This window comes from Methylobacterium litchii, assembly GCF_038442315.1.
In the GTDB taxonomy this organism is placed as follows: Bacteria; Pseudomonadota; Alphaproteobacteria; order Rhizobiales; family Beijerinckiaceae; genus Methylobacterium; species Methylobacterium litchii.
In genome coordinates this window covers 165,440-185,905 of sequence record NZ_JBBXMY010000008.1, presented here as the reverse complement: position 1 = coordinate 185,905, position 20,466 = coordinate 165,440, and the positions used below count along the sequence as shown (strand labels likewise).

Below are 20,466 nucleotides of genomic sequence, written 5' to 3'. Positions count from 1 at the left end.
CCCATTCGGCACCGTCGCTCCCCTCTCCCCCCCTGCTCCGCAGGGTACCCTCCCCCGCAAAGGGGGGAGGGAAGTACTGTCCGCCCGCTCACGCCGCCACCGCCTCCTCGACCACCCCGGAGCGCAGGCGCACCGTGCGGTCGCAGAGGCGGGCGAGGCCGGTGTCGTGGGTCACGAGGACCAGGGTCGCCCCCCGGTCGCGCTTGAGGCGGAACAGCAGGTCCACGATCTGCCGGCCGGTCGTCTCGTCGAGGTTGCCGGTGGGCTCGTCGGCGACGAGGATCGCCGGATCGGGCGCCACCGCGCGGGCGATGGCCACCCGCTGCTGCTCGCCGCCGGAGAGCTGCGCCGGGTAATGGTGCAGCCGGTGCCCGAGGCCGACCGCCTCCAGTTCGGCGCGGGCGCGCTCGTGGGCGCCGGGCCGGTCGGCGAGTTCCAGCGGGAGAGCCACGTTCTCCAGCGCCGTCATGGTCGGCACGAGGTGGAAGGACTGGAACACGATGCCGATCCGCCGCCCCCGGAAGCGGGCGAGCGCGTCCTCATCCAGGCGCACGAGATCGGTGTCCTCCACCAGCACCCGGCCGGAATCCGGCCGTTCCAGCCCGGCCATCACCATGAGCAGCGTCGACTTGCCCGAGCCCGACGGCCCGACGAGACCCACCGCCTCGCCCCGCCCCACCGACAGGGAGATGCCCCGCAGCACATGGACGCGGGCAGGCCCCCGCCCGAGACTGAGATCGATGCCGTCGAGGCTGATCGCCGGAGGGGCGGGTGCCTTGCCGTCGCTCATGGTGTGTCCGATCTGTGGGCGATGACGAGCATGACACGCACGGCTCCGCGCCGGATTGGGTTGCGGCGCGATATGGGTGATGCATTGCGGCTCCGCCATGACAGGCGACGCCGATTCCCCGTCTTCGCCGCGATTGCCGCACTGATGAGCCTGATCTTCGCCGCCGCCCCGGCCCCCTCGGCCGCCCAAGCCGCCCCCCGCCCGATCAAGCTGGTGGCCTTCGGCGACAGCCTCACCGCCGGCTACCGGCTGCCGGCCGACGCCGCCTTCCCCGCCGTGCTGGAACGGATGCTGAAGGCCCAGGGCCGGAACGTGCAGATCGCCAACGCGGGCGTCTCCGGCGACACCACGACGGGCGGGCTCGACCGGCTCGACTGGTCGGTGCCGGACGGCACGGACGGGGTGATCCTCGAACTCGGCGCCAACGACATGCTGCGCGGCACCGACCCTGCCGTCGCCAAGCGCAACCTGACGGCGATGCTCGACACCCTGAAGGCCCGCCACATCCCCGTGCTGCTGGCCGGGATGCAGGCGGCGCCCAATCTCGGCCCCGATTACCGGACGAAATTCGACGCGATCTTCCCCGATCTCGCCCGGCAATACGGCGTGATGCTCTACCCGTTCTTCCTCGATGGGATCATCGGCGAGGCCGGTCTGCACCTCGACGACGGGCTGCACCCGAACGTGAAGGGCGTCGAGACCATCGCCGCGCGGATGCTGCCGACCGTCGAGCGCTTCCTCGACAGCCTGCCGGCCCAGGCGACCCGCTGATGCCGCGCCTGTTCACCGCGCTGGCCGTCCCGCCCGAGATCGCCGACGCGCTGGCCGTCTACCGGGGCGGGCTCCAGGGCGCTCGCTGGGTCGAGCCCGCCGACTTCCACGTGACGTTGCGCTTCCTCGGCGATGTCGAGCGCCCGGTCGCGGAGGACTTTCTAGACTCTCTCGCCGAGGCACGGCTGCGCGGTCCGCTCACCGTGACCCTCGACGGGCTCGGGACCTTCGGCGGGGGGAAGCCCCGCGCGCTCTACGCCTCGATCCACCCGAGTGCCGACCTCGCCGACCTGCAGGCGGAGCAGGAGCGCTTCGCCCGCCGGGCGGGCCTCGCGCCGGAGACGCGCAAGTTCACCCCGCACGTCACCCTCGCCCGGCTGCGGCGGGAGGCGAGCCCCGAGGCCGTGGCGATGTACCTGTCGCAAGCCCCGGTCTTCACGCCCCTGACCTTCACCGCCGACCGGGTGACGGTCTATTCGGCCCGCGAATCGACCGGCGGCGGGCCGTATCTCGCGGAGGCCGCGTTCCCCTTCGCCTGAGGGGCGTCAGCTCGCCTTCAGGAAGGTCTGCATGCTGCCGCCGAGGCTGCTCGAATGCTCGGCGAGGCGTTCGGAGATCTCCCGGACCTTCTCGGCCAGCGAGCCCGTCGCCCCGGCCGCCGTCGAGACGCCGGAGATGTTCACGGTCATCTCCTGGGTCGAGGCCGCCTGCTGCTCCACCGCGCCCGCGATGGCGAGGGTGAGCCGCGACAGTTCCTCCACCGCGCCGGTGATCGTGCCGATGGCCGAGACCGCCTCGCCGGTGGCCGACTGGATGGCGTGGATCTGCTGGGTGATGTCGTCGGTGGCCCGCGCCGTCTGGCCCGCGAGCTCCTTCACCTCGGCGGCCACCACGGCGAAGCCGCGCCCGGCCTCCCCCGCCCGCGCCGCCTCGATGGTCGCGTTGAGGGCCAGCAGGTTGGTCTGGTCGGCGATCGACTTGATCATCGCCACCACGGAATCGACCTTGCCGGTCTTCTCCGCCAGCGCCCGCACCGTCATGTCGGTGGCGCCCGCCTGATCGGCGATCTGGTTCGCCCGCTCCGAGACCCGCCCGACCTGGCCGGAGATCTCCTTGACGGTGCTGGCCATCTCCTCCGAGCCGGCGGCCACCGTGGCGGCGAGCCCGCTCGCCTCGTCGGCGGAATGGTTCAGCCCCTCGGCCGACTGGCGCATCTCGTCGATGGCGCGGCCCAGGGCCTCGACCACCCGCGTCACCTCGGCCGCCATGGCGACCTGCGCCGTCACGACCGCCCAGGTCAGCATCGGGCCGAGGTAGTTGCCCTCGGGGTCCTTGATCGCCGAGACCTGCAGATCGAGGGTTTCCGGCCCGACCCGGATCCGCGTCCGGTGCGGCAGGCGGCTCGCATCGGCCAGCATGTTGCGCTGGTGGTGCGGGTTCTTGTGGAAGATGTCGAAGGAGCGGCCGACCATGTCGGCGACCTTCACCGGCAGATGCTGCTCGATGGTGCTCAGCGTCTTGGTGGACGTCCGGTTGAGGTAGTTGATCTTGAACTCGTCGTTGATGTCGGCGGTCATCACCGCCACCGGCATGTCGTCGATCATCGTCAGCAGGCGGCTGACCTCGTTCTTCTTGGCCGTGATGTCGGCCGCGACCTTGATGACCTTGAACGGTTTGCCGTCCTGATCGAGGACGGGGTTGTAGCTCGCCTCGAGCCAGACCCGGCGCTTCGTCTTGTCGAGGCGCATGAACTCGCCGGAGACGAACTCGCCCGCGCGGAGCGTCCTCCAGAACGCCTCGTAATCGGGCGAGCCGGCCACGCTCTCTTCCATGAAGACGCGATGATGGCGGCCCTTGAGCTCGGTGAGGTCGTAGCCGACCACGCGCAGGAAGTTGGCATTCGCCGTCAGGATCGTGCCGTCCATCCCGAATTCGATGACGGCCATCGAGCGATCGAGGGCCTCCATCACCGATTGTGAATCGTTGGGCTTTGCGCGTCTGAATATCACCGGACCGACCCTCACTCTTGTGGGGACTAGAGTGGCGGCAAACTCTTAAAAATCACGATTCCGACTCGTCGAGTCCCAGGGCGATTTCCCGTTATTCATGCCTCGAAACCGTTCAGAAAAGAATTAATTTCGACAATTGGCTAGGGCGATTACAAAATTTGCGTCCCAATATTATCCAGATTGATCCACCCGCATGGCTAATACGACCCAGTCATTCCAAGTGATAGACGGCGCCATCGGCCGGTGCCGCTGCGCCGCACCCATGTTCAAGCCCCGGTCAATGCGGCCAGCGCGGGGCGGATAGATTGAATTTGCGCTCCTGTCCGAGGCCCGGTTCCGCCATGATGCTGCATCGCACCATCACGCCGACTAGCTCCGCCGCCGGAGGTTTCCATGACCCAGATCGCCAAGACTGTCGCCCGCGGCCTCGCGAGCCGCCTCGGCCGCGCCCTCACCCGCTCGGTCGCCCACCGCTACGCCGAGCAGCGCCTCCAGGTCGAGCGCACCGGCTTCGGCGGGATGCTCTGAGCCCCCTCCCCCCTCGGGCCCGGAGCGCGGCGGCGACGTAGTTTCGTCGCTTTCCCCCAGCATATCCTCCCGCGCCGGCCGCGCTGCGTCAGCGGCCGAAAGATGGGATCGTGAGGGCGATGGCGATAGGCCTGACGACGAGCGTGCGCGAGGGAGACCGGCTCAGTCCGCTCGAATCCTACTTGCACGTCCTCCACGCGCTGATGCTGCGCGACATGCGCACCCGCTTCGGGGGCACCCTGTGGGGCTACGGCATCGTGGTGATGTGGCCCTGCGTCCACGTCTTCATGCTGATCGCGATCTACACGTTCCAGCATCTGCCGGCGCCCGTCGGTAGTAGTGCGCCGCTCTTCTTCGCCACGGGCGCGGTGCCGGTCCTGATCTTTCAGTACATCTCCCGCGAGGTAATGAAGGCGACGATGGTCAACAAGCCTCTCACCTATTACCCGCAGGTGAAGCTGTTCGATCTGATCCTGGCACGCGTGCTCGTAGAGATCGTCACCGGCTTCCTCGGCCTTCTCGTCATCGTCGCCGTATTGACCGCCTTGGGCACCGACCCCCGCCCGGTAAACAGTTCCATTGCAGTCTTTGCCTACCTCGCATCTATCCTGCTGGGCATCGGTGTCGGCGTGGTCAATGTCGCAATCGTGGGATTCTTCCCCGGGTGGCTCGTCGGCTACGCGCTCTTCAATATCCTCATGTACGTCGCCAGTGGGGTGATGTTCATGCCGAGCTTCTTGCCCGAGAAGATCTATTACTGGATGAAATACAATCCAGCGCTTCAGCTCGCCGAATGGATGAGGTCCGCCTATTATCCCTCAGCGGGCCTGCAGGTCGATCATCTCTACGTGGTCATGTTCGCCCTCACTTGCATGGTGATGGGCCTGCTGCTCCTGAAGCACGTCGTCAGCAAGCGGAGTTGAGGCGCGCCCCTCGGCGCGTGCGGAACCACTGGGCGCGGATGCCGTTGGCGCCGTGCCCGGCGGCATCCTGTCGGGCCGGCCGAGGGCCCCGATGCGTCAGACCGTCCCGTTGCAGCACCTCCTGGCCGCGGCCCTGCGCGACAGCGCGGACCATGTCGGTCAGTTGCTTCGGCTTGCGCGCATCGAGACCGACGCGACCCTGCGGACCTGGCTCCGGCTGGCGGGGATCGTCGGGACGATCCCAATCCTCGCGATCGCGATCTTCTTCCTGGGGCTCGACGCGCTGGTGAAGATCATCGCCGCCTTGAGCGGCGCGCCGTTGATCTCCGCTCTGATCGTGGCGTCGCCCTTCATCGGCGTCGCCCTCGTGCTTGTGCGCCTCGGGGCACGACGGATGGCGTTGTCGAACCTCGAACCCTGGCGCACGTGGCGTCAAACGGACCGCCCCTCATCTCCGGCGCGCCCCCGCCCAGCCGCATGAACGGCCCGGATCAGTGCGACGGGTCGTCCTTGGCGTGGGATTTCGCAAAGTGGAGAAAGCTCCGCTCTCCAGTCGCCGCCTCAGCGACGTGCTGGATCGCATCAAGTAGTTCCGCGACGGGGCGAGCCTCCATGGGCCGGAAGCAGGCGAGCCCCGCAACGCGCCGCGGCGCGATGCGCCCGACGGCCAATTGCGCCTCGCTCAGCGCGTCGAAGTTCCGATGTTTGACCATGCTCTCGAACCTCCACAGGGAGCCTGGGTCCACGATGGTTGACGAAAGGTTAATGTGCCGTCCGGAGAGGACGGCATGACGAGCGCTGTCATCGTAGGGGCCTCCGGCGGCATCGGCCGTGCGCTGGTCGAGCGGGTCGTTGCGAACGGCGCCCATGCGCCGGTTTTCGCCCTGTCACGATCGGGAGCGGACCTCGGAGCCGGGGCGGTTGCGGGCCTAATCGATGTGACCGACGAGGAGAGCATCCAGGCGGCGGCGGGCCGTGTGGCCGAGAACGGCCCAGTGGGTCTTACCCTTGTCGCGACCGGCCTCCTGCACGGCCCCGGCGTCGCGCCGGAAAAGGCGCTGAAAGCCCTCGACCCGGCAGCGCTGGCCCGACTTTTCGCGGTGAACACGACCGGTCCGGCCCTGGTAGCCAAGCACATTGTGCCGCTGATGCCGCGCACGGGCCGCAGCGTCTTCGCGGCACTCTCGGCGCGGGTCGGCTCCATTGGCGACAACCGGCTGGGTGGCTGGTACGGCTACCGCGCCTCAAAGGCGGCGCTCAATCAGATCCTGCGCACGCTCGCGATCGAATTGGCCCGCACTCACCCGGAGGCGATCGTGGCAGGCCTGCATCCGGGCACGGTGCGCACGGCGCTGTCACATCCGTTCCGCCCCGATGCCGACAGCCCCGACACGGTGACGCCGGAGGCCGCAGCGGCTCGTCTTCTCGCCGTCCTCGACGGTCTGACGCCGGCCGAGAGCGGGAGAGTCTTTGCTTGGGACGGCCAGCTGGTCCCGCCTTGAGAGAAGGCTTGCCAGAGCGGGAATGGCCGTCTAGAGGATCGCCGGTCCTTGGGGCGTCGCCAAGTGGTAAGGCAGCGGTTTTTGGTACCGCCATTCCCAGGTTCGAATCCTGGCGCCCCAGCCAAAATTTCGCGTAAGTCGCTGTTATAAAACGCTTTCCCGCCGAGGCGGGAGGCGTCGGCACACATCGGTGTTGCACATGCGTGTCTCACACGAGGTGCCCCGTGCCGGCTATCGCTCATGCTTACAGACGCGGTGGGAGCTACTCCTGGCGCCGCCGGATCCCGCTGACGCTGATCCGATTCTGCCGTTCCAGGCAGCTCGTGGTAAGCTTGGGCACGCGTGACCCGGCAAGGGCCCGTTTCCTCGCGAGCCAACTCACGGCTCATTCCGATCAGCTTTTTCATCGTGCCATGAGCGAGCCCGAACCCGATCTCATCATGAGCCGGCGCCAGCTCGACGGCATCTTTCGCGAAAGCCTATTGGCCCACCTCGAAAAACTCGACCGGATTGCTGCGGCAGAACGTGCAGAACCGGCCTTCGATCCTGAGGCGAGCCGGCGTGCCGATCGGCGTATGGGATGGATCCTGCGTATCCTTGGGGCGCGCGGCGCGGCAGCCACCATTGATTCTCCGTTGGCTGATGAGATGCGTCGCGACGGGCTGAATGACCTCGACATTGAGGAAGCACGGGCGACGCTGGCCGCGATGGTGCGCCAGAACGGCCACCTGATCCCTCGCGCTCGACTGGAAGGACTGCTCGCAAACCAAGCGGTCGCACCGACCAGGACTAACTTGTCTTTAGCTCAGGAGATTGCCTTTCGCGGTATGTCCACGGCGGCCTTTGCGACTGAGCGCCGCTACGACGGTCTTCGGATCGAAGAGGTCACACTGCGCGACGCGATCCTGCTGAGGGAAGCGCAGGTGCCGCCGGGGGCCACCGACTCGACGGCAACCGCGAGTACAGCTCGTTCGCAATCAAACGCTGATGCCATCCCTGAAATGCCGACAGGCGTTGCAATCGTGTCAGCAAGCTCAGACCTCGCGCTGGATACGACGGACCAGGAGGCTCATCAGAAGGGAATGCATCCAATCATCGCGTTTGGGGAGGCGATGATCGCCGGGCGCGCTCGTGACGAAACCTGGGACGCAAAAACACAGCATCAGGCGCGGCAGATTTTTGCCCTGTTCGCAAAGCTACTCGCCGAGAACGGCCTCATCCGTGTGAATGATCTTCGGCAGAGCCATTTTGCCGAATTGGTTGATCTTTTGCGTTCCGTCTCGCCGTCGTATGGTAAGAGCCCTCGTGATGCCGAACGCAGCACTGCCGAACTGCGTGAGATTGGCGCCAAGCTTCCAGCCAACAAACGAGGCATCGTCGGGGATACCATCAACCGTCACCTGACTTTTCTAGGACAGCTTGTGACATTTCTCAAAGCCCAGGGCCTCGCGATTGATGCTAGCATCGATCTCGCGCTTCTTCGCGCCCGCAAGCGGGACAGGGCACGTAACCGGCGACCATCTCTTAGCAATGACGACGTTGCGGCAATCTTTCGATTGCCCTGCTTCACAGGCTGTCGTTCGTGGCGCGATCCGTTTACCGCCGGCGATCAGATATTCCATCGTGCTTTGTACTTCGCAATTATTTTGCTCTATTATACAGGGGCGCGACGAGAGGAAATTGCGGGACTTCACGTTGGCGACGTAGAGGAGGCAAGCGGGATTGCATACCTTGCTTTTCGGTTCAACGAAACGCGTCGTCTTAAAAACGTTCAATCTATTCGATTTGTGGCTTTGCATCCAGAGGTGCTTCGCCTCGGATTTTTAGAATATGTCAAAGCTGTTCGCGGACTTGGATACGGCCTCGTGTTTCCGGATCTAAAATCGCCAAATTCAAGCTCGCCGCTCGGCGATCGCCTCTACGATGAATTTAGCAGCGGACTTCGAAAAGCAATCTCAAACGAAGCCGAACGTAAAAAGGTTATCCACTCCTTCAGACATTCGCTTGGCAACAATCTTAAGCAAGCCCGCGTTCACACGGAAATCAGAGCCGATATCCTTGGACACGCGGGGGCCGGCGAAACTGACGAACGTTATTGCGATCCGACAGCTCTGGCATTGATGCTAGAAGAACTGAAAAAGGTTCCAGCGGTCACAAACCATCTAGCGCAAAAGCCGATACAGCTGCTCCCGTGGGTCTCCGCAAAAGAGCGGCCGCCCTTCGCAAGAGCCCGCAGACGCTCCATCTCTAGTGGATAGGTGGGCCCGGCAGGACTCGAGCCTTCGACCAATAAACCTATTTTCGCCAACGGTTAAACGAACGTCGACGCGCACAGGTTATGCGCTCTGTGCAGGGGCTGCAAAACGGGGCGCCGGCAATCACGTTCAAGGGTGACTGCAGCCCGGCAGGTCCTCCATCCAAACTCCTTGGTTCAGCTGGCCGCGCGCTCGCGCCACTCCAGTTGGAATTGAACGACCGCGTGCTCACGCATCCGTTCGAAGGTCCGCTCTCTGGACTGCGATCGAGCGGTGGAATGACTGGGTCTGGCCGGAAGCGGCTGGTCTGCTTTCGATCGCGCGATGCTGTATACCGGTCACCATAACATTCTCTCCCCCGCCTCGGAGGGATACGTTTTGCCGACATTTAAATAACTGACACGGTTTACTGACAGGTTTGCTGCCGCTTTGGTGGCCCCATCGCGCATGGGCGAAGACTGTCAGAAAAACGTTCGTTTTCTGGACATGACGCGCTGCGCTAATTACCGTCGAGTTCCGGTAGGGCTTGGTGAATGGAACTGCCAGGCTTAAACTTAACCGTTCGGGTGAAGCCAATTCAGCCGGATGGTACTGGCAGAACGGAGCATCTTTTTGAATAATAGTTAATTATAATATTAAATGGTGTTGTGTATACAAATATGTAAAACTTAAAACACAACCCGACGAGGGCATTTATGTTTTGTAGGTGCTTGCCGACCGCTCGAACTCCTGTTTGGCGATCGTCAAAATGCGCTGCCGTGCCTGCTTATCTTCGATAGCAGACCACAGCCGCATCAGCGTCAACAGCTCACCAGCCTCGCCAGGAGCGTCGCTGTAGAACGCCTCAAGGGGTAGCCCCAGGGCCTCGGACACCCGCATCAGAAGACTACGGGAGCGTGCATCGAGAATTTGGTTCTCAATCATGGATTTGAACGGCAACATCACGCCGCCCTTCGCACTCACATGGATCAATGAGGCTACCATATTGGGGAGCTCAGAGAAGCCCTACTAGCTGCGGACTAGCTTAGTCGAGGCACTAGAATTTGTAACATACGATGCGATTTAGAGGGTGATCGGATGAATTTACATTGATCTACTCAACGCTATCGAGTGCTCGGTGAGTTCCCACGTTGCGGCCGGGAATAGTGGTCGACAGCAACGCATCAGTCACGGGTCTGAACGCGCTTACGAGATGGGTGTCGAGGCGACCGGTCATGCCCTGCAGAATTCGGTAGGCGTCTTCCGCCGGCACCGGCGCCCGGTAGGGTCGCCGCTCGATCAGGGCACCGTACACGTCGCAGACCGTTACCAGACGCACGAGGTCTGGGATCTCGCGGCCGATCAGTCCGTCCGGGTAGCCCGAACCATCAAGCATCTCGTGGTGGGAGCGAACCACCGCCAGGATCTCGTCGTCGAACCCGCTCTTCCCTAGCATCGCATGCCCCAATGCGGCATGCGTGCGCATCAGCGTCGCTTCCTCCGCGTCGAGTTTGCCGGGCTTGTTCAGGATCGCGGGTGGGATCTCGATCTTACCGACGTCGTGCAGCAATGCCCCCCTGGTCAGGCGGTGGCGATCGGCGGCTGCCAGCCCGAGGCTACCGCCTAGGGCGGCGGCCAGGCCGGCCACCAAGAGGCAGTGTTGGTGCGTGGCGTCGTCGAACCGGCGCACGGCCTGGATCCAAGCCCACACGCCTGCATCTCGAACGGCGCAACTGATGAGACCAGTTCCCGTCTCGATCGCCGCCGGTGTCACCGCCCCCCCCGGTACGAACACGTCGGCCAGAAACCGTCGTGCCGCGCCGGCATGACGTTCCACCGCCGGGGCGGAAGGATCCTCGCCACGGTGCAGCCCTTCCAGGGCCGCGAGGAGCGCCCGGGTGGCGAGGGCAGCGCTGAGCGTGCCGGTCGCGCCGAGCGCCTGAGCTTGTGCTGCAGCACGGGCGCTGTTGCCATGGGTGAGGAACAGGTACGGCACCCCTGTGCCGCGAACCCGCCCCAGGATCCGCCGCAACCGCACGAGCGCGTTCGAGGTCAACGTGCTCACGTCGCTGATGATCAGCGAGGGGGCATCGACTGCCGGTGTTCCCTCGTACAGGTCGTGCACACGGCAGGCACGGAAGGCGCTGAGCTGACGCGCCAACCGCTCGCCGCGGCGAGGATCATCGGTGATCAGTAGAAGCTCACTCATGCGACGGCGCGAGCCACCTCGCGCACTTGCCGAGTGGTGGCATCGACCCGCTCGCCAGCCCGCGCGATCGCCTCGACCTCCGCGGCGATCCCCACCGCCCCTTGGGCGGCCGTATGCATGCTGCCCGACATCTCCCGCGTCACCGCCGACTGTTCCTCCACCGCCGCCGCGATCGCCCCCGAGACCTCGTCGAGCGCTCTGATCGTGCCCTGGATCGTGCCGATCGCGTCCACCGCCTCCCGCGTCGCCGCCTGGGTCGCGCCGATCTGCCCACGGATTTGGTCCGTCGCCTTACCGGTCTGTTCGGCCAGCGCTTTGACCTCGGCCGCCACGACCGCGAACCCTTTGCCCGCCGCTCCGGCACGCGCCGCCTCGATCGTCGCGTTCAGGGCGAGCAGGTTGGTCTGGCTCGCGATGCCCTGGATCAACGCGACAACATCGCCGATCTGCGCCGCCTGTCCGCTCAAACCGGCCACGATCCCGCTGGTGTGAGAGGCCTGCTCGACCGCCTCGCCCGCCATCCTGGCAGCGCGGCTGACTTGTTGGCTGATCTCCATCACCGAGGCCGAGAGTTCCTCCGCTCCGGCCGCCACCGCTTGGATATCGTTAGACACCCGCCCAATCGTACCGGTGGCATCGGCCGTCCGCCGGGTCACATCCTCGACCTCAGCGCCGATCACATCGAGATCGACACCGATTGCCCGCTGTGCGTCGGCCCGTCGATGCCGCTCCTGGACTAGCGCCGTGATGTCCGTGGCAAACTTCACCACCTTCACCACGCGCCCGTCGGAGGTCGTGATCGGGTTGTAGGTGGCCTGGATCCAGACCTCTCGACCGCCCCGGGCGATACGCCGGAACTCGCCCGTGGCGAACTCACTGCGTCCGAGCTTGTCCCAGAAAGCGCGGTAGGCTTCACCCGTTCGCTCCATGGCGTCCACGAACAGGCCGTGGTGCTGCCCGCGGATCTCGTCGAGCCGGTAACCCATCGCGTCAAGGAAATTGGCGTTGGCGTCGAGGATCGTGCCGTCCGGGGTGAATGCGATCACCGCCTGCGAGCGATGCAGGGCGGCGACTTGGCCGCTGAGGTCGAGCGCGAGGGCTTTCTGTGCGGTGATGTCCGTGGCGAACTTGACGATCTTGACCACCCGACCATGCCGGTCGAGCACCGGGTTGTAGCTGGCCTGGATCCAGACCTCCCGCCCCCCTTTGGCGAGCCGACGGAACTCCGCGGATCGATAGGTGCCGGTACGCAGATCGGTCCAGAAAGTTCGATACTCGTGTCCATCGCGTTCGGTGGCGTCGACGAACATCGCGTGATGCCGCCCGCGCACCTCCTCCAGGGCATAGCCCATCGCAACGAGAAAGTTGGCGTTGGCGGTCAAGATCGTGCCGTCCGGGGCGAATTCGATCATCGCTTGCGAACGATCAAGGGCCGCCAGAGTGTGGGTACTGTCCACATGCGTCGTCGATTTGCCGAACATATCGCCTCCCTCGGCCCATCGAGTACGTCGCAATAGGGTGCGTCGGGCCACGTCTTCCGGGGATTGTTGCGCGTAAATCTTGCCGAACTTTTACAACATCCAGGTCGGCAACACGACAAAAATACAATATATATCAAATAAAGAAACGCTATCGATTAACATATATCAAAGATAAATTGCAAAATATAATGCAATATAGAAATAATAAACCGTAGTTTGCATATATCAATTAGCATGCAATCAAAGATACACTGACTTAGACGAATGGCCGCGTCAGAATGGTCGTGCTTTCTGTCGACTGCGACGAAGTGAGCCGGCCATTCAGGATACGAGGGGCGAGGAAATGGCTGGCGATGCTAAAGATCAATTTTCTCGATTAATTGGCAACGGATTATGCTGCACATTGCTGTGGTGATACCAGCGTTTCGGGATGAAGTCGCCGCGCATTTCGCGACTAGGGCCTACCAGCCCTCAGTCTCAGGTCGCGCGCGGATGCCAGTCATCTTCGATTTGGGTAGCTGGGAATGTGTGAAGGCGGCCACATAATCGCTGTCGAGGCGATCTGCCCGAGCCGCTTGATCGTTCGCGAGTTCCGGCTCTTCCGGCCGGCCCCGTAAGCTCTTTCGTCCGGACCAACTTCACTCCGCCACCGCTCTGGTGTGCGGAGGGCACGTTTCATGCGGCACGAGGCTGCCTTACAGGCATAACAGGAATGCCAGGATCGCGACCTGCATCACCAGCATCGTGCCGATAAGGGTTGTGGCGGCTTGATCGTTTAGCCCCCAGTCGGTCGCCTCATCGTCCCTCATCGCCGACCAACGCCCGCGTGCGTCCGACATAGGCTAGGACGAGCTGACCCGTGGCCGTCGACACGGTCGCGACCCGCTGCGGGCCGGAACGCCCTATGTCCACTTCGTAGGTAGCCAGGGCGATGGCTTCTCTCTCCGTCTTGGCCTCGTACAGGACAGCGTCACCGCTGGCGGTCCCGCCTCTGCCGATCTGTTGAATTTTGATCGTGTAGGCCATCGCGTCCTCCCACTGGCGAGGACGAGCGAGCAGACCTGCGGGGGAGGCAGGCTATCGCACCGTCTGGTGCCCGCGCCGACCGATCGGGGGCTTCTAGGTCAGCGCGGGCGTTGCCGCTGCCAGATCATTCCAGCTGCGACGTCCGTTAGTTGCACGGGCGATAAGCCGCTTCTCTAAACTGTATCAATTGAAGCGTCGCAGCGAAATCATTCCGCCAAATCCTCAACGACGCGCGAAGCTGAAGCGTTGTTGGCTAGCGCTACTACGCGGTAAATCTAATGTTTGTTAAGGCCGCTGCTTCGGCAATCGTTAGCTTGATGGGACCCATCATCGTGATGCAGGCCGGATGTCCAGCGCCCTCCACCGCAAGCTGCAGCTCTATGCCTCCCTCTCAGGGGCCGACCTCGGCAAGCTCTCGGACGCTCTGCGGCAAACCCGGCAGGTGAACGCCCGCATCGATATCGCCGTCGAGGGGGACGACCCGCGGACTGTGTACGTCATCCTCCACGGTTGGGCCGGTCGCTGCCGCTACCTCCCCGACGGACGCCGACAGATCACCTCCCTGCTTCTGCCCGGCGATTGCTGCGACCCGCACGTCTTCCTGTTCCGTCGGCGCGATCACACCATCACCGCCCTAACGCCGGTGGTCATCGCGAGCATCCCCGGGCCCGTCTTCCAGGAGTTGGTGGCCCGCAGCCCGGCACTGGAGCTGGCGTTCTTCTTCGAGACGATGATCGCCGGCTCGATCCAGCGCGAGGTCGCCGTCTGCCTCGGGCGGCGCTCGGGGCTAGAGCGTCTGGCCCACCTCTTGTGTGAACTGCACGCCCGCCAGACTGCGGTCGCCCTCGCCGAAGGTCGGGACTGCCCGATGCCGTTGAACCAAGGCGATCTGGCTGACGCACTCGGGCAGACGCCGGTGCACATCAACCGCATGCTGCAGGAGCTGCGCCGCCTGGGGTTGATCAGCCTGCGCCAGCGCCGGCTGACCATCCACGATGCGGATGGCCTGGCCGAACTCGCCAGCTTCAACCCGACTTACCTGCATGCTCTGGACACGGCTCGGAGGGAAGACGCCCGATGACGGACCCCGGTGAACGGACCGATCAGATCGCTATCCTGGGGGACGAGATTGCGGCGCTCCGGACTGACAATGCACGCCTGCGTCGGCTGCTCAACGAACAGGGTATGCCGGATAGCCTGCGCCACGCCCTGCGCGATACCGTGGCGATGTTGCACACCATCATGCGCCGTACCGCCGACAGCGCGGCCGATGTCGAGGACTATCACGCCCATCTCGGGGGTCGTCTCGACGCCATCGTCCGCGCCCGCCTCCTCACCGATGCCTTCGGCGAGGCTGAGCTACGCCGGCTGATCTCGGACGCCTTGGGCGTGTACCTCGTACTGGAGGGCGAGCGGGCGGCCCTCGACGGTCCCGATGTGAGGCTGCGGCCGAAGGCGGCGGAGGTGTTCGCCCTGGCCATATACGAACTCGCAACCAACGCGGTCGAGCACGGCATCCTCGGCGAGGTGGCTGGGCACGTCAGCGTATCCTGGGAGATCGTGTCGGGTGAGGCCGCGCCGACGCTCCGCCTCGTGTGGAAGGAGACCGGAGCGGGCGAGCCGCCCATCGAGCGCCGTCAGGGCTTCGGGACGACGGTGCTGAAGGAGATGCTGCCCCACAATCTTGGGGCACAGGTCACCCTCACCTACGAGCCGGACGGGCTGCAATGCAACGTGTGCCTTCCGCTCACGCACTGGATCGGTCGCGTAGTCGACGCGCAGCCGGCACGCGGTGCGGACAATGAACGCCGCTAGAGCTACCCCAGCGAATTCAGCCCATGCAATCGCAGCACCGTGGCATAGGTGCCCGGCTGCACCGTGGCCGACGCGACATCCGTAGGCCTGAGAAGATCGACCATGACGAAGCGCGACATCATCGTCATCGGCGGATCGTCTGGGGCGACCGCACCGCTCAAAGCAATCCTCGGTGCGCTGCCAAAGGACTTGGCGGCGGCGGTCTTCGTCGTCGTGCATATCCCGGCTCGTAGCCTGGGCTTGCTCGCGACCGTCACGGCCGCCGCCGCGCACCTACCAGTCTGCGCCGCGCAAGACGGCATGGCGATCGCGCCCGGCAACATCTATCTCGGCGTGCCCGATCACCACCTGATCATCCGCGACGGACAGATGATGCTCGGCCGCGGTCCTCGCGAGAACATGGCCCGCCCGTCGATTGACCCGCTGTTTCGCTCGGCCGCAACGGCCTACGGCCCACGGGTCATCGGCGTGTTGCTCAGCGGTCTGCTCAACGACGGTGCCGCCGGGTTGGAGGCGATCAAGCGCTGCGGCGGCGTGGTACTCGTGCAGGATCCGGCGGACGCGATCGCCGACGAGATGCCGCTCAGCGGGATGGCGGCGGTCGCGGCCGATCTGGTCGTGCCGAGCGCGCGCCTCGGCGATATCCTGTCCGAGCTCGTCCAGGAGCCGGCAGGCCCGCGTCTGCCTGTACCGCCCGAGATCCGCTTAGAGGTCGATATCGCAGCGGGCGAGCGCGTCGACAGCGACGTGCTGCGGCGCCTCGCCGATCCCGCGCCGCTGACCTGCCCGCACTGCAGCGGCGTCCTTTCCACGATCCGCGAAGCCAAGCCGCTCCGCTTCCGCTGCCAAGTGGGCCACGCCTTCACGGCGGGTGTAGTCGCCAAGCAGCAGGAGAACGCCGTCGACGAGGCCCTGCGCGTCGCCCTGCGCATCATCGAGGAGCGGGCCGAGCTCGTCACCCGCATGGCGCAGGATGGCCGAAGCTCCGGGCGTCCTGCAGTGGCGGAGATGTACGACGAGCGTGCGATCGAGTACCGGGAGTATGCGGAGACGATCCGTCGTGCGGTCTTGCTATCTCTAAAGAAGTCCGAACCGTCCGGGGGCGGAGGGGAACAGGAGACGTAGGGTACGGCCTTTCAGTCGCGCCGGAACCCCGCTGTGGTACGGAGGCTCGACACCCTTTCGATGAGGTGTGCGGAGCGGCGACGCGCGTCCTTCTCGCACCTCCTTCTTACGGCGAACCAGCATGTCCGAAGCCGATGTGAGCCAGTCGCGGGCAAAAGTCTTCTTGGCCGTAAGTGCGTCGGCCGCGGACACCCGATCGTTGCAGTACCTCCTCACCCAGCTGCCGCACCTGGACGCCGTCGCAACCGTCGTCGTGCTGCAGCATCGGGACGCTCTCGACGACGACGGGTTTCAGCCGATCCTTGCGACGGCTGGCCGTGAGCTGGCGGAAGTTCGGGACGGCGAAGCCGTCGAAGGCGGACGCACCTACCTGATCGGCGCCGATCTGGTCGTGGGCGTCGAGAACGGACGCTTCCGCACCCGTCCCGCGGATGAGTTCGGGGGCCGAGGGATCATCGACAGCTTCCTGGTCTCGGTCGCCCGAGACGAGGACGGACGCAACATCGCGGTCGCACTGGCGGGCACGGACGGGGACGGCACTCTCGGGTTTCGGGCCATCAAAGAGGCCGGCGGCCTCACGCTCGCCGAAGTGACCGAGGAGGCCGTGGCTGGTGAGCTCGCCTCCAGCAACACCCCGGCGGCGTTGGCCGACGCCGTCCTACCTCTCGACGGGCTCATCGAGCGAGTCACATCGGCAGCCCAGCAGCTCATCGCCGAAGGCATCACCTCCCCGGCCGCATCCAAGGCCACACTTACGGCGATCGCAGGGGTGCTGCGCAACAGGACCGGCCACGACTTCCACGGCTACAAATCCGGAACCTTCCTGCGGAGGGTCCAGCGCCGGATGCAGGTCCTCTCGATGGCGCAGATCGACGACTACGTCGAGCTGCTCCGCACCCAGCCGGGGGAGGCGCAGGAGCTGTTCAACGACCTCCTGATCGGCGTGACGCAGTTCTTCCGCGACCCAAAGGAATTCGAGATCCTCGAACGCGAGGTGATCCCGAAGCTGTTCGCCGATAAAGGGCGGGACGATCAGATCCGGGTGTGGGTGATCGGCTGCTCGACCGGCGAGGAGGCGTACTCGCTCGCGATCCTACTGCGCGAGCACATGGCTACCCTCGACATCGTGCCCCAGGTCCAAATCTTCGCCACCGACCTCGACGGCCGGGCACTGGCCTCGGCGCGGGCCGCGCGCTTCGCGAACACGATCAGCGACACCATCTCACCCGAGCGCTTGGCCCGCTGGTTCGTCAAGGAGGGCACCACCTACTGCCTCGCGAAGGAATTGCGCGAGATGTGCATCTTCTCGCAGCACTCGATCATCAAAGATGCGCCGTTCTCTCGGCTCGACCTGATCTCGTGCCGCAATCTGTTGATCTATCTCGATGCCGATCTGCAGAGTCGGGTCATCCCGCTGTTCCACTTCTCGCTGAAGCCCGACGGGACCCTGTTTCTCGGTAATTCCGAGAACGTCTCGCGCCACACCGATCTGTTCGCGGCGATCGATGGCCGCTCGCGCATCTTCCGGCGCCGGGAGACAGGCACCCGTATGCTGCCGGATTTCCCGTTCTCGGCGCCGGACCGTCGGATCGGACCAGCCGTCATCGTCGAGGAGCGAACGCGACCGATCACGGCAACGCTGCACCAGCGTGCCGAGCGGTTGGCGGAGCGCTACGCGCCGGCCTACGTCATCACCGACGCCGCCTACAACGTCCTGCACTTCTCCGGTCGGACCGGTCGCTACATCGATCCGGCCGGCGGCGTCGCCACCCTGAACCTTTTGCAGCTTGCGCATCCGGACTTGCGGCTCGATCTGCGGGCGGCGTTGACCAAGGCTGGCGAGACCGCCCAAACGGTGCAGGTCGACGGCCTGCAGGTCGGCCAGAACGGGGAGAGCCGCTCGGTCGATCTCGTCGTCGAGCCGATGCAGGACAATCCGAACGCGCGGGGTTACTTTGTCCTGTTCAAGGACGGCGGCCTGGTGACGGCCGCAGGCCGCGACAGCGCTGCAGACGTCGCGGGTGGGCTCGAGCATATCCGCCGTCTCGAGGCAGAGCTTGGGATCACGCGCGAGCGCCTGCAAGCCACCATCGAGGAGTTGGAGAGCACCAACGAGGAGCTGAAATCCTCGAATGAGGAGTACCAGTCGCTCAACGAGGAGCTGCAATCGACCAACGAGGAGCTGCAGACTTCGAAGGAGGAGCAGCAATCCATCAACGAGGAGCTGACCACGGTCAACGGCGAGCTCGGCCATCGTGTGCGGGAACTCGGCCGGGCCAATAGCGACCTAAAGAACTTCCTGGAGAGCACGCAGATCGCGACGGTCTTCCTGGACAACGAGCTACGGATCACCAACTACACGCCCGCCGTCACCGAGATCTTCCACCTGATTGACACCGATGCGGGCCGGCCGATCGGACACATCAAATCGCGGATCGCCTACGAGGAGCTGCAGAGCGATGCGCGGCGCGTGCTGCGCACCTTGGGCGTGGTCGAGCGCGAGATCACCAACTCGACGACGAACGCGCAGTATCTGGTCCGGGTGCTGCCCTACCGCAGCGTGGACAATTTCATCGCCGGCGTCGTGATTACGTTCGTCGACATCACGGAGCGCAAGCGGGCCGAGGAGCGGCAGCTTGCAAGCGAGCGCCGGCTGCTCGCCCTGGTCGAGGGCATCCCCCAACTGGTCTGGCGGGCGGCCGAGGATGGGCGATGGACCTGGGCGAGCCCGCAATGGTCCGCCTACACCGGTCAGACCGAGGCGCAGAGCCGCGACCATGGCTGGCTCGATACCCTTCACCCCGACGACCGCGAGCCGGCCGTCGTGGCTTGGCGCGAGGCCAAGCGGACCGGCCTGCTACAGATGGAAGGACGCCTGCGCGGTTCGGCGGGCGGCAGCTACCGCTGGTTCCAAACGCGCGCGATGCCGGTGCGCGGCGAGCACGGGGAGGTAATCGAGTGGCTCGGCACCTCGACCGACATCGACGACCTGCGCCGGATGCAGGAGCAGCAACGCGTCTTAGTCGCCGAGCTGCAGCACCGCACGCGGAACCTGCTCGGCGTGGTTCACTCGATCGCGCAGCAGACCGTGGCGGCAAGCGACACGCTGGAAGCGTTCAGGTCGACGTTCAACGAACGGTTGGGGGCTCTCTCGCGCGTGCAGGGCCTGCTCTCGCGCGCCGGCGATGAGCCGATCATGCTGGGAACGCTGATCCGGAGCGAACTCGACGCGCTCGCTGCCGCAGATCTGCAGGAGCGCATCGTGCTGGTCGGTCCCGACGTCCGCATCCGCAAAGCGGCGGTGCAGACGTTCGCGCTGGCCCTGCACGAGCTGGCCACCAATGCCCGTAAGTACGGAGCGCTGTCCAACGCACATGGGCAGCTGAGTGTGACCTGGTGGACGCACGACAGCGACGGGCAGGGCCCGCGGCTCACACTCGAATGGGTCGAGACCGGCATCGACCGACAACACGCGGCGGCAGGCGCGGCCCTGAGGAACGGCTACGGACGCGAGTTGATCGAGAACGCGTTGCCCTACGCGCTCGACGCCACGACGCGCTACGAACTCGGCGAGGCTGAGGTCCGTTGTCTGATCGAGCTGCCCTTGATGTAGGGCCTTGTTCGGAGGGACGGATGATAGGTACATCGAGCCATGGACAGGATGCGCTGCTGGGGCGGAAGGTGCTCGTGGTCGAGGATGACTACTTCATCGCCGATGAGATGCGACGGACGTTGTCGAGGAGCGGTGCAGAGGTTCTCGGTCCTGTGGCGAGCGTCGACAAAGCCTTGGCGCTGATAGCGGCCAGTTCCGAGATCGACGCAGCCGTGCTCGACATTAATTTGCGTGATGTCATGGTCTTTCCGGTGGCGGACGCTCTGACCTCGCGCGGCGTGCCATTCATCTTCGCCACCGGCTACGAGGACATGGCGATCCCGTCGCGCTACGCGCACGTTCAGCGCTATGAGAAACCGGTAGAGGCGGACGCGCTCGCGCAGGCGTTATCGGCAGAGGACAGTCACCACCGATCAATATAAGCACATACTATGAAAATA

The 20,466-nt window shown here is 64.8% G+C and carries 19 protein-coding genes, 1 tRNA gene and 1 pseudogene; 14 read left to right on the top strand and 7 right to left on the bottom strand.

Annotated features, from left to right (window positions below):
- Window positions 1–88: 88 nt before the first annotated feature.
- The gene (locus AAHF99_RS16160; protein WP_342165485.1) at window positions 89–790 is read right to left on the bottom strand and encodes an ABC transporter ATP-binding protein; all 702 of its coding nucleotides are present in this window, start codon (window positions 788–790) and stop codon (window positions 89–91) included.
- A 144-nt stretch (window positions 791–934) separates the two neighbouring features.
- Between AAHF99_RS16160 and AAHF99_RS16155 the strand changes: the two genes are divergently transcribed.
- Together AAHF99_RS16155 and thpR are read left to right on the top strand one after the other, a co-directional pair.
- Complete coding sequence (locus AAHF99_RS16155; RefSeq protein WP_342165484.1) at window positions 935–1,561, top strand: arylesterase; 627 nt, start codon at window positions 935–937, stop codon at window positions 1,559–1,561.
- Window positions 1,561–2,100, top strand: coding sequence for an RNA 2',3'-cyclic phosphodiesterase (gene thpR, locus AAHF99_RS16150; protein WP_342165483.1), 540 nt, complete (start codon window positions 1,561–1,563; stop codon window positions 2,098–2,100). The genes AAHF99_RS16155 and thpR overlap by 1 nt, the downstream gene beginning before the upstream one ends.
- A 6-nt stretch (window positions 2,101–2,106) precedes the next feature.
- Here the strand turns inward: thpR and AAHF99_RS16145 are convergent, their stop codons facing one another.
- Complete coding sequence (locus AAHF99_RS16145; RefSeq protein WP_342165561.1) at window positions 2,107–3,567, bottom strand: methyl-accepting chemotaxis protein; 1,461 nt, start codon at window positions 3,565–3,567, stop codon at window positions 2,107–2,109.
- 396 nt (window positions 3,568–3,963) lie between these two features.
- On the opposite strand from AAHF99_RS16145, the gene AAHF99_RS16140 reads away from it, so the two are divergent.
- From AAHF99_RS16140 to AAHF99_RS16130, 3 genes are all read left to right on the top strand, one after another.
- Window positions 3,964–4,098, top strand: a complete 135-nt coding sequence (locus AAHF99_RS16140; protein WP_342165482.1) for a hypothetical protein — start codon at window positions 3,964–3,966, stop codon at window positions 4,096–4,098.
- 119 nt (window positions 4,099–4,217) lie between these two features.
- Window positions 4,218–5,021 carry an ABC transporter permease gene (locus AAHF99_RS16135; protein ID WP_342165481.1) on the top strand — a complete coding sequence of 268 codons (804 nt, stop codon included), beginning with the start codon at window positions 4,218–4,220 and terminating at the stop codon, window positions 5,019–5,021.
- Window positions 5,022–5,112: 91 nt separating this feature from the next.
- The gene (locus tag AAHF99_RS16130; protein ID WP_342165479.1) at window positions 5,113–5,502 is read left to right on the top strand and encodes a phage holin family protein; all 390 of its coding nucleotides are present in this window, start codon (window positions 5,113–5,115) and stop codon (window positions 5,500–5,502) included.
- A 10-nt stretch (window positions 5,503–5,512) separates the two neighbouring features.
- Here AAHF99_RS16130 and AAHF99_RS16125 read toward each other — a convergent pair whose 3' ends face one another.
- Complete coding sequence (locus tag AAHF99_RS16125) at window positions 5,513–5,734, bottom strand: hypothetical protein (protein WP_342165478.1); 222 nt, start codon at window positions 5,732–5,734, stop codon at window positions 5,513–5,515.
- Window positions 5,735–5,809: 75 nt separating this feature from the next.
- Here AAHF99_RS16125 and AAHF99_RS16120 point away from each other — a divergent pair, with 75 nt between their 5' ends.
- From AAHF99_RS16120 to AAHF99_RS16110, 4 genes and pseudogenes are all read left to right on the top strand, one after another.
- Window positions 5,810–6,523 carry an SDR family NAD(P)-dependent oxidoreductase gene (locus tag AAHF99_RS16120; protein ID WP_342165477.1) on the top strand — a complete coding sequence of 238 codons (714 nt, stop codon included), beginning with the start codon at window positions 5,810–5,812 and terminating at the stop codon, window positions 6,521–6,523.
- A gap of 49 nt (window positions 6,524–6,572) precedes the next feature.
- Window positions 6,573–6,647 (top strand) — tRNA-Gln (locus AAHF99_RS16115).
- 79 nt (window positions 6,648–6,726) lie between these two features.
- Window positions 6,727–6,924 (top strand): annotated as a pseudogene (locus AAHF99_RS27210) (DUF6538 domain-containing protein); the annotation flags it as partial.
- Window positions 6,925–6,936: 12 nt separating this feature from the next.
- Window positions 6,937–8,781: a tyrosine-type recombinase/integrase gene (locus AAHF99_RS16110; RefSeq protein ID WP_342165475.1), complete on the top strand. Its 1,845-nt coding sequence runs from the start codon at window positions 6,937–6,939 to the stop codon at window positions 8,779–8,781.
- A 690-nt stretch (window positions 8,782–9,471) separates the two neighbouring features.
- Here the strand turns inward: AAHF99_RS16110 and AAHF99_RS16105 are convergent.
- The 4 genes from AAHF99_RS16105 to AAHF99_RS16090 all read right to left on the bottom strand — a co-directional run bounded on the left by AAHF99_RS16105 (window position 9,472) and on the right by AAHF99_RS16090 (window position 13,473).
- Window positions 9,472–9,723: a hypothetical protein gene (locus AAHF99_RS16105; protein ID WP_342165474.1), complete on the bottom strand. Its 252-nt coding sequence runs from the start codon at window positions 9,721–9,723 to the stop codon at window positions 9,472–9,474.
- Between the two features lie 148 nt (window positions 9,724–9,871).
- A complete protein-coding gene (locus AAHF99_RS16100; RefSeq protein WP_342165473.1) occupies window positions 9,872–10,966 on the bottom strand; it encodes an HD-GYP domain-containing protein in 1,095 nt (364 codons plus the stop codon).
- Window positions 10,963–12,447, bottom strand: coding sequence for a methyl-accepting chemotaxis protein (locus tag AAHF99_RS16095; protein ID WP_342165471.1), 1,485 nt, complete (start codon window positions 12,445–12,447; stop codon window positions 10,963–10,965). The genes AAHF99_RS16100 and AAHF99_RS16095 overlap by 4 nt, the downstream gene beginning before the upstream one ends.
- Window positions 12,448–13,242: 795 nt before the next feature.
- Complete coding sequence (locus AAHF99_RS16090) at window positions 13,243–13,473, bottom strand: hypothetical protein (RefSeq protein ID WP_342165470.1); 231 nt, start codon at window positions 13,471–13,473, stop codon at window positions 13,243–13,245.
- 346 nt (window positions 13,474–13,819) lie between these two features.
- On the opposite strand from AAHF99_RS16090, the gene AAHF99_RS16085 reads away from it, so the two are divergent.
- From AAHF99_RS16085 to AAHF99_RS16065, 5 genes are all read left to right on the top strand, one after another.
- Window positions 13,820–14,554, top strand: a complete 735-nt coding sequence (locus AAHF99_RS16085; RefSeq protein ID WP_342165469.1) for a Crp/Fnr family transcriptional regulator — start codon at window positions 13,820–13,822, stop codon at window positions 14,552–14,554.
- Window positions 14,551–15,288 (top strand): HWE histidine kinase domain-containing protein, encoded by a 738-nt coding sequence (locus AAHF99_RS16080; RefSeq protein ID WP_342165468.1) that lies wholly within the window; start codon window positions 14,551–14,553, stop codon window positions 15,286–15,288. Before AAHF99_RS16085 ends, AAHF99_RS16080 begins: the two co-directional genes overlap by 4 nt.
- Window positions 15,289–15,390: 102 nt before the next feature.
- Complete coding sequence (locus AAHF99_RS16075; protein ID WP_342165467.1) at window positions 15,391–16,413, top strand: chemotaxis protein CheB; 1,023 nt, start codon at window positions 15,391–15,393, stop codon at window positions 16,411–16,413.
- Between the two features lie 121 nt (window positions 16,414–16,534).
- Window positions 16,535–20,026 (top strand): CheR family methyltransferase, encoded by a 3,492-nt coding sequence (locus AAHF99_RS16070; RefSeq protein WP_342165466.1) that lies wholly within the window; start codon window positions 16,535–16,537, stop codon window positions 20,024–20,026.
- 20 nt (window positions 20,027–20,046) lie between these two features.
- Entirely contained in the window at window positions 20,047–20,448 is a 402-nt protein-coding gene (locus AAHF99_RS16065; protein WP_342165465.1) for a response regulator, read from the top strand.
- Window positions 20,449–20,466: the final 18 nt, after the last annotated feature.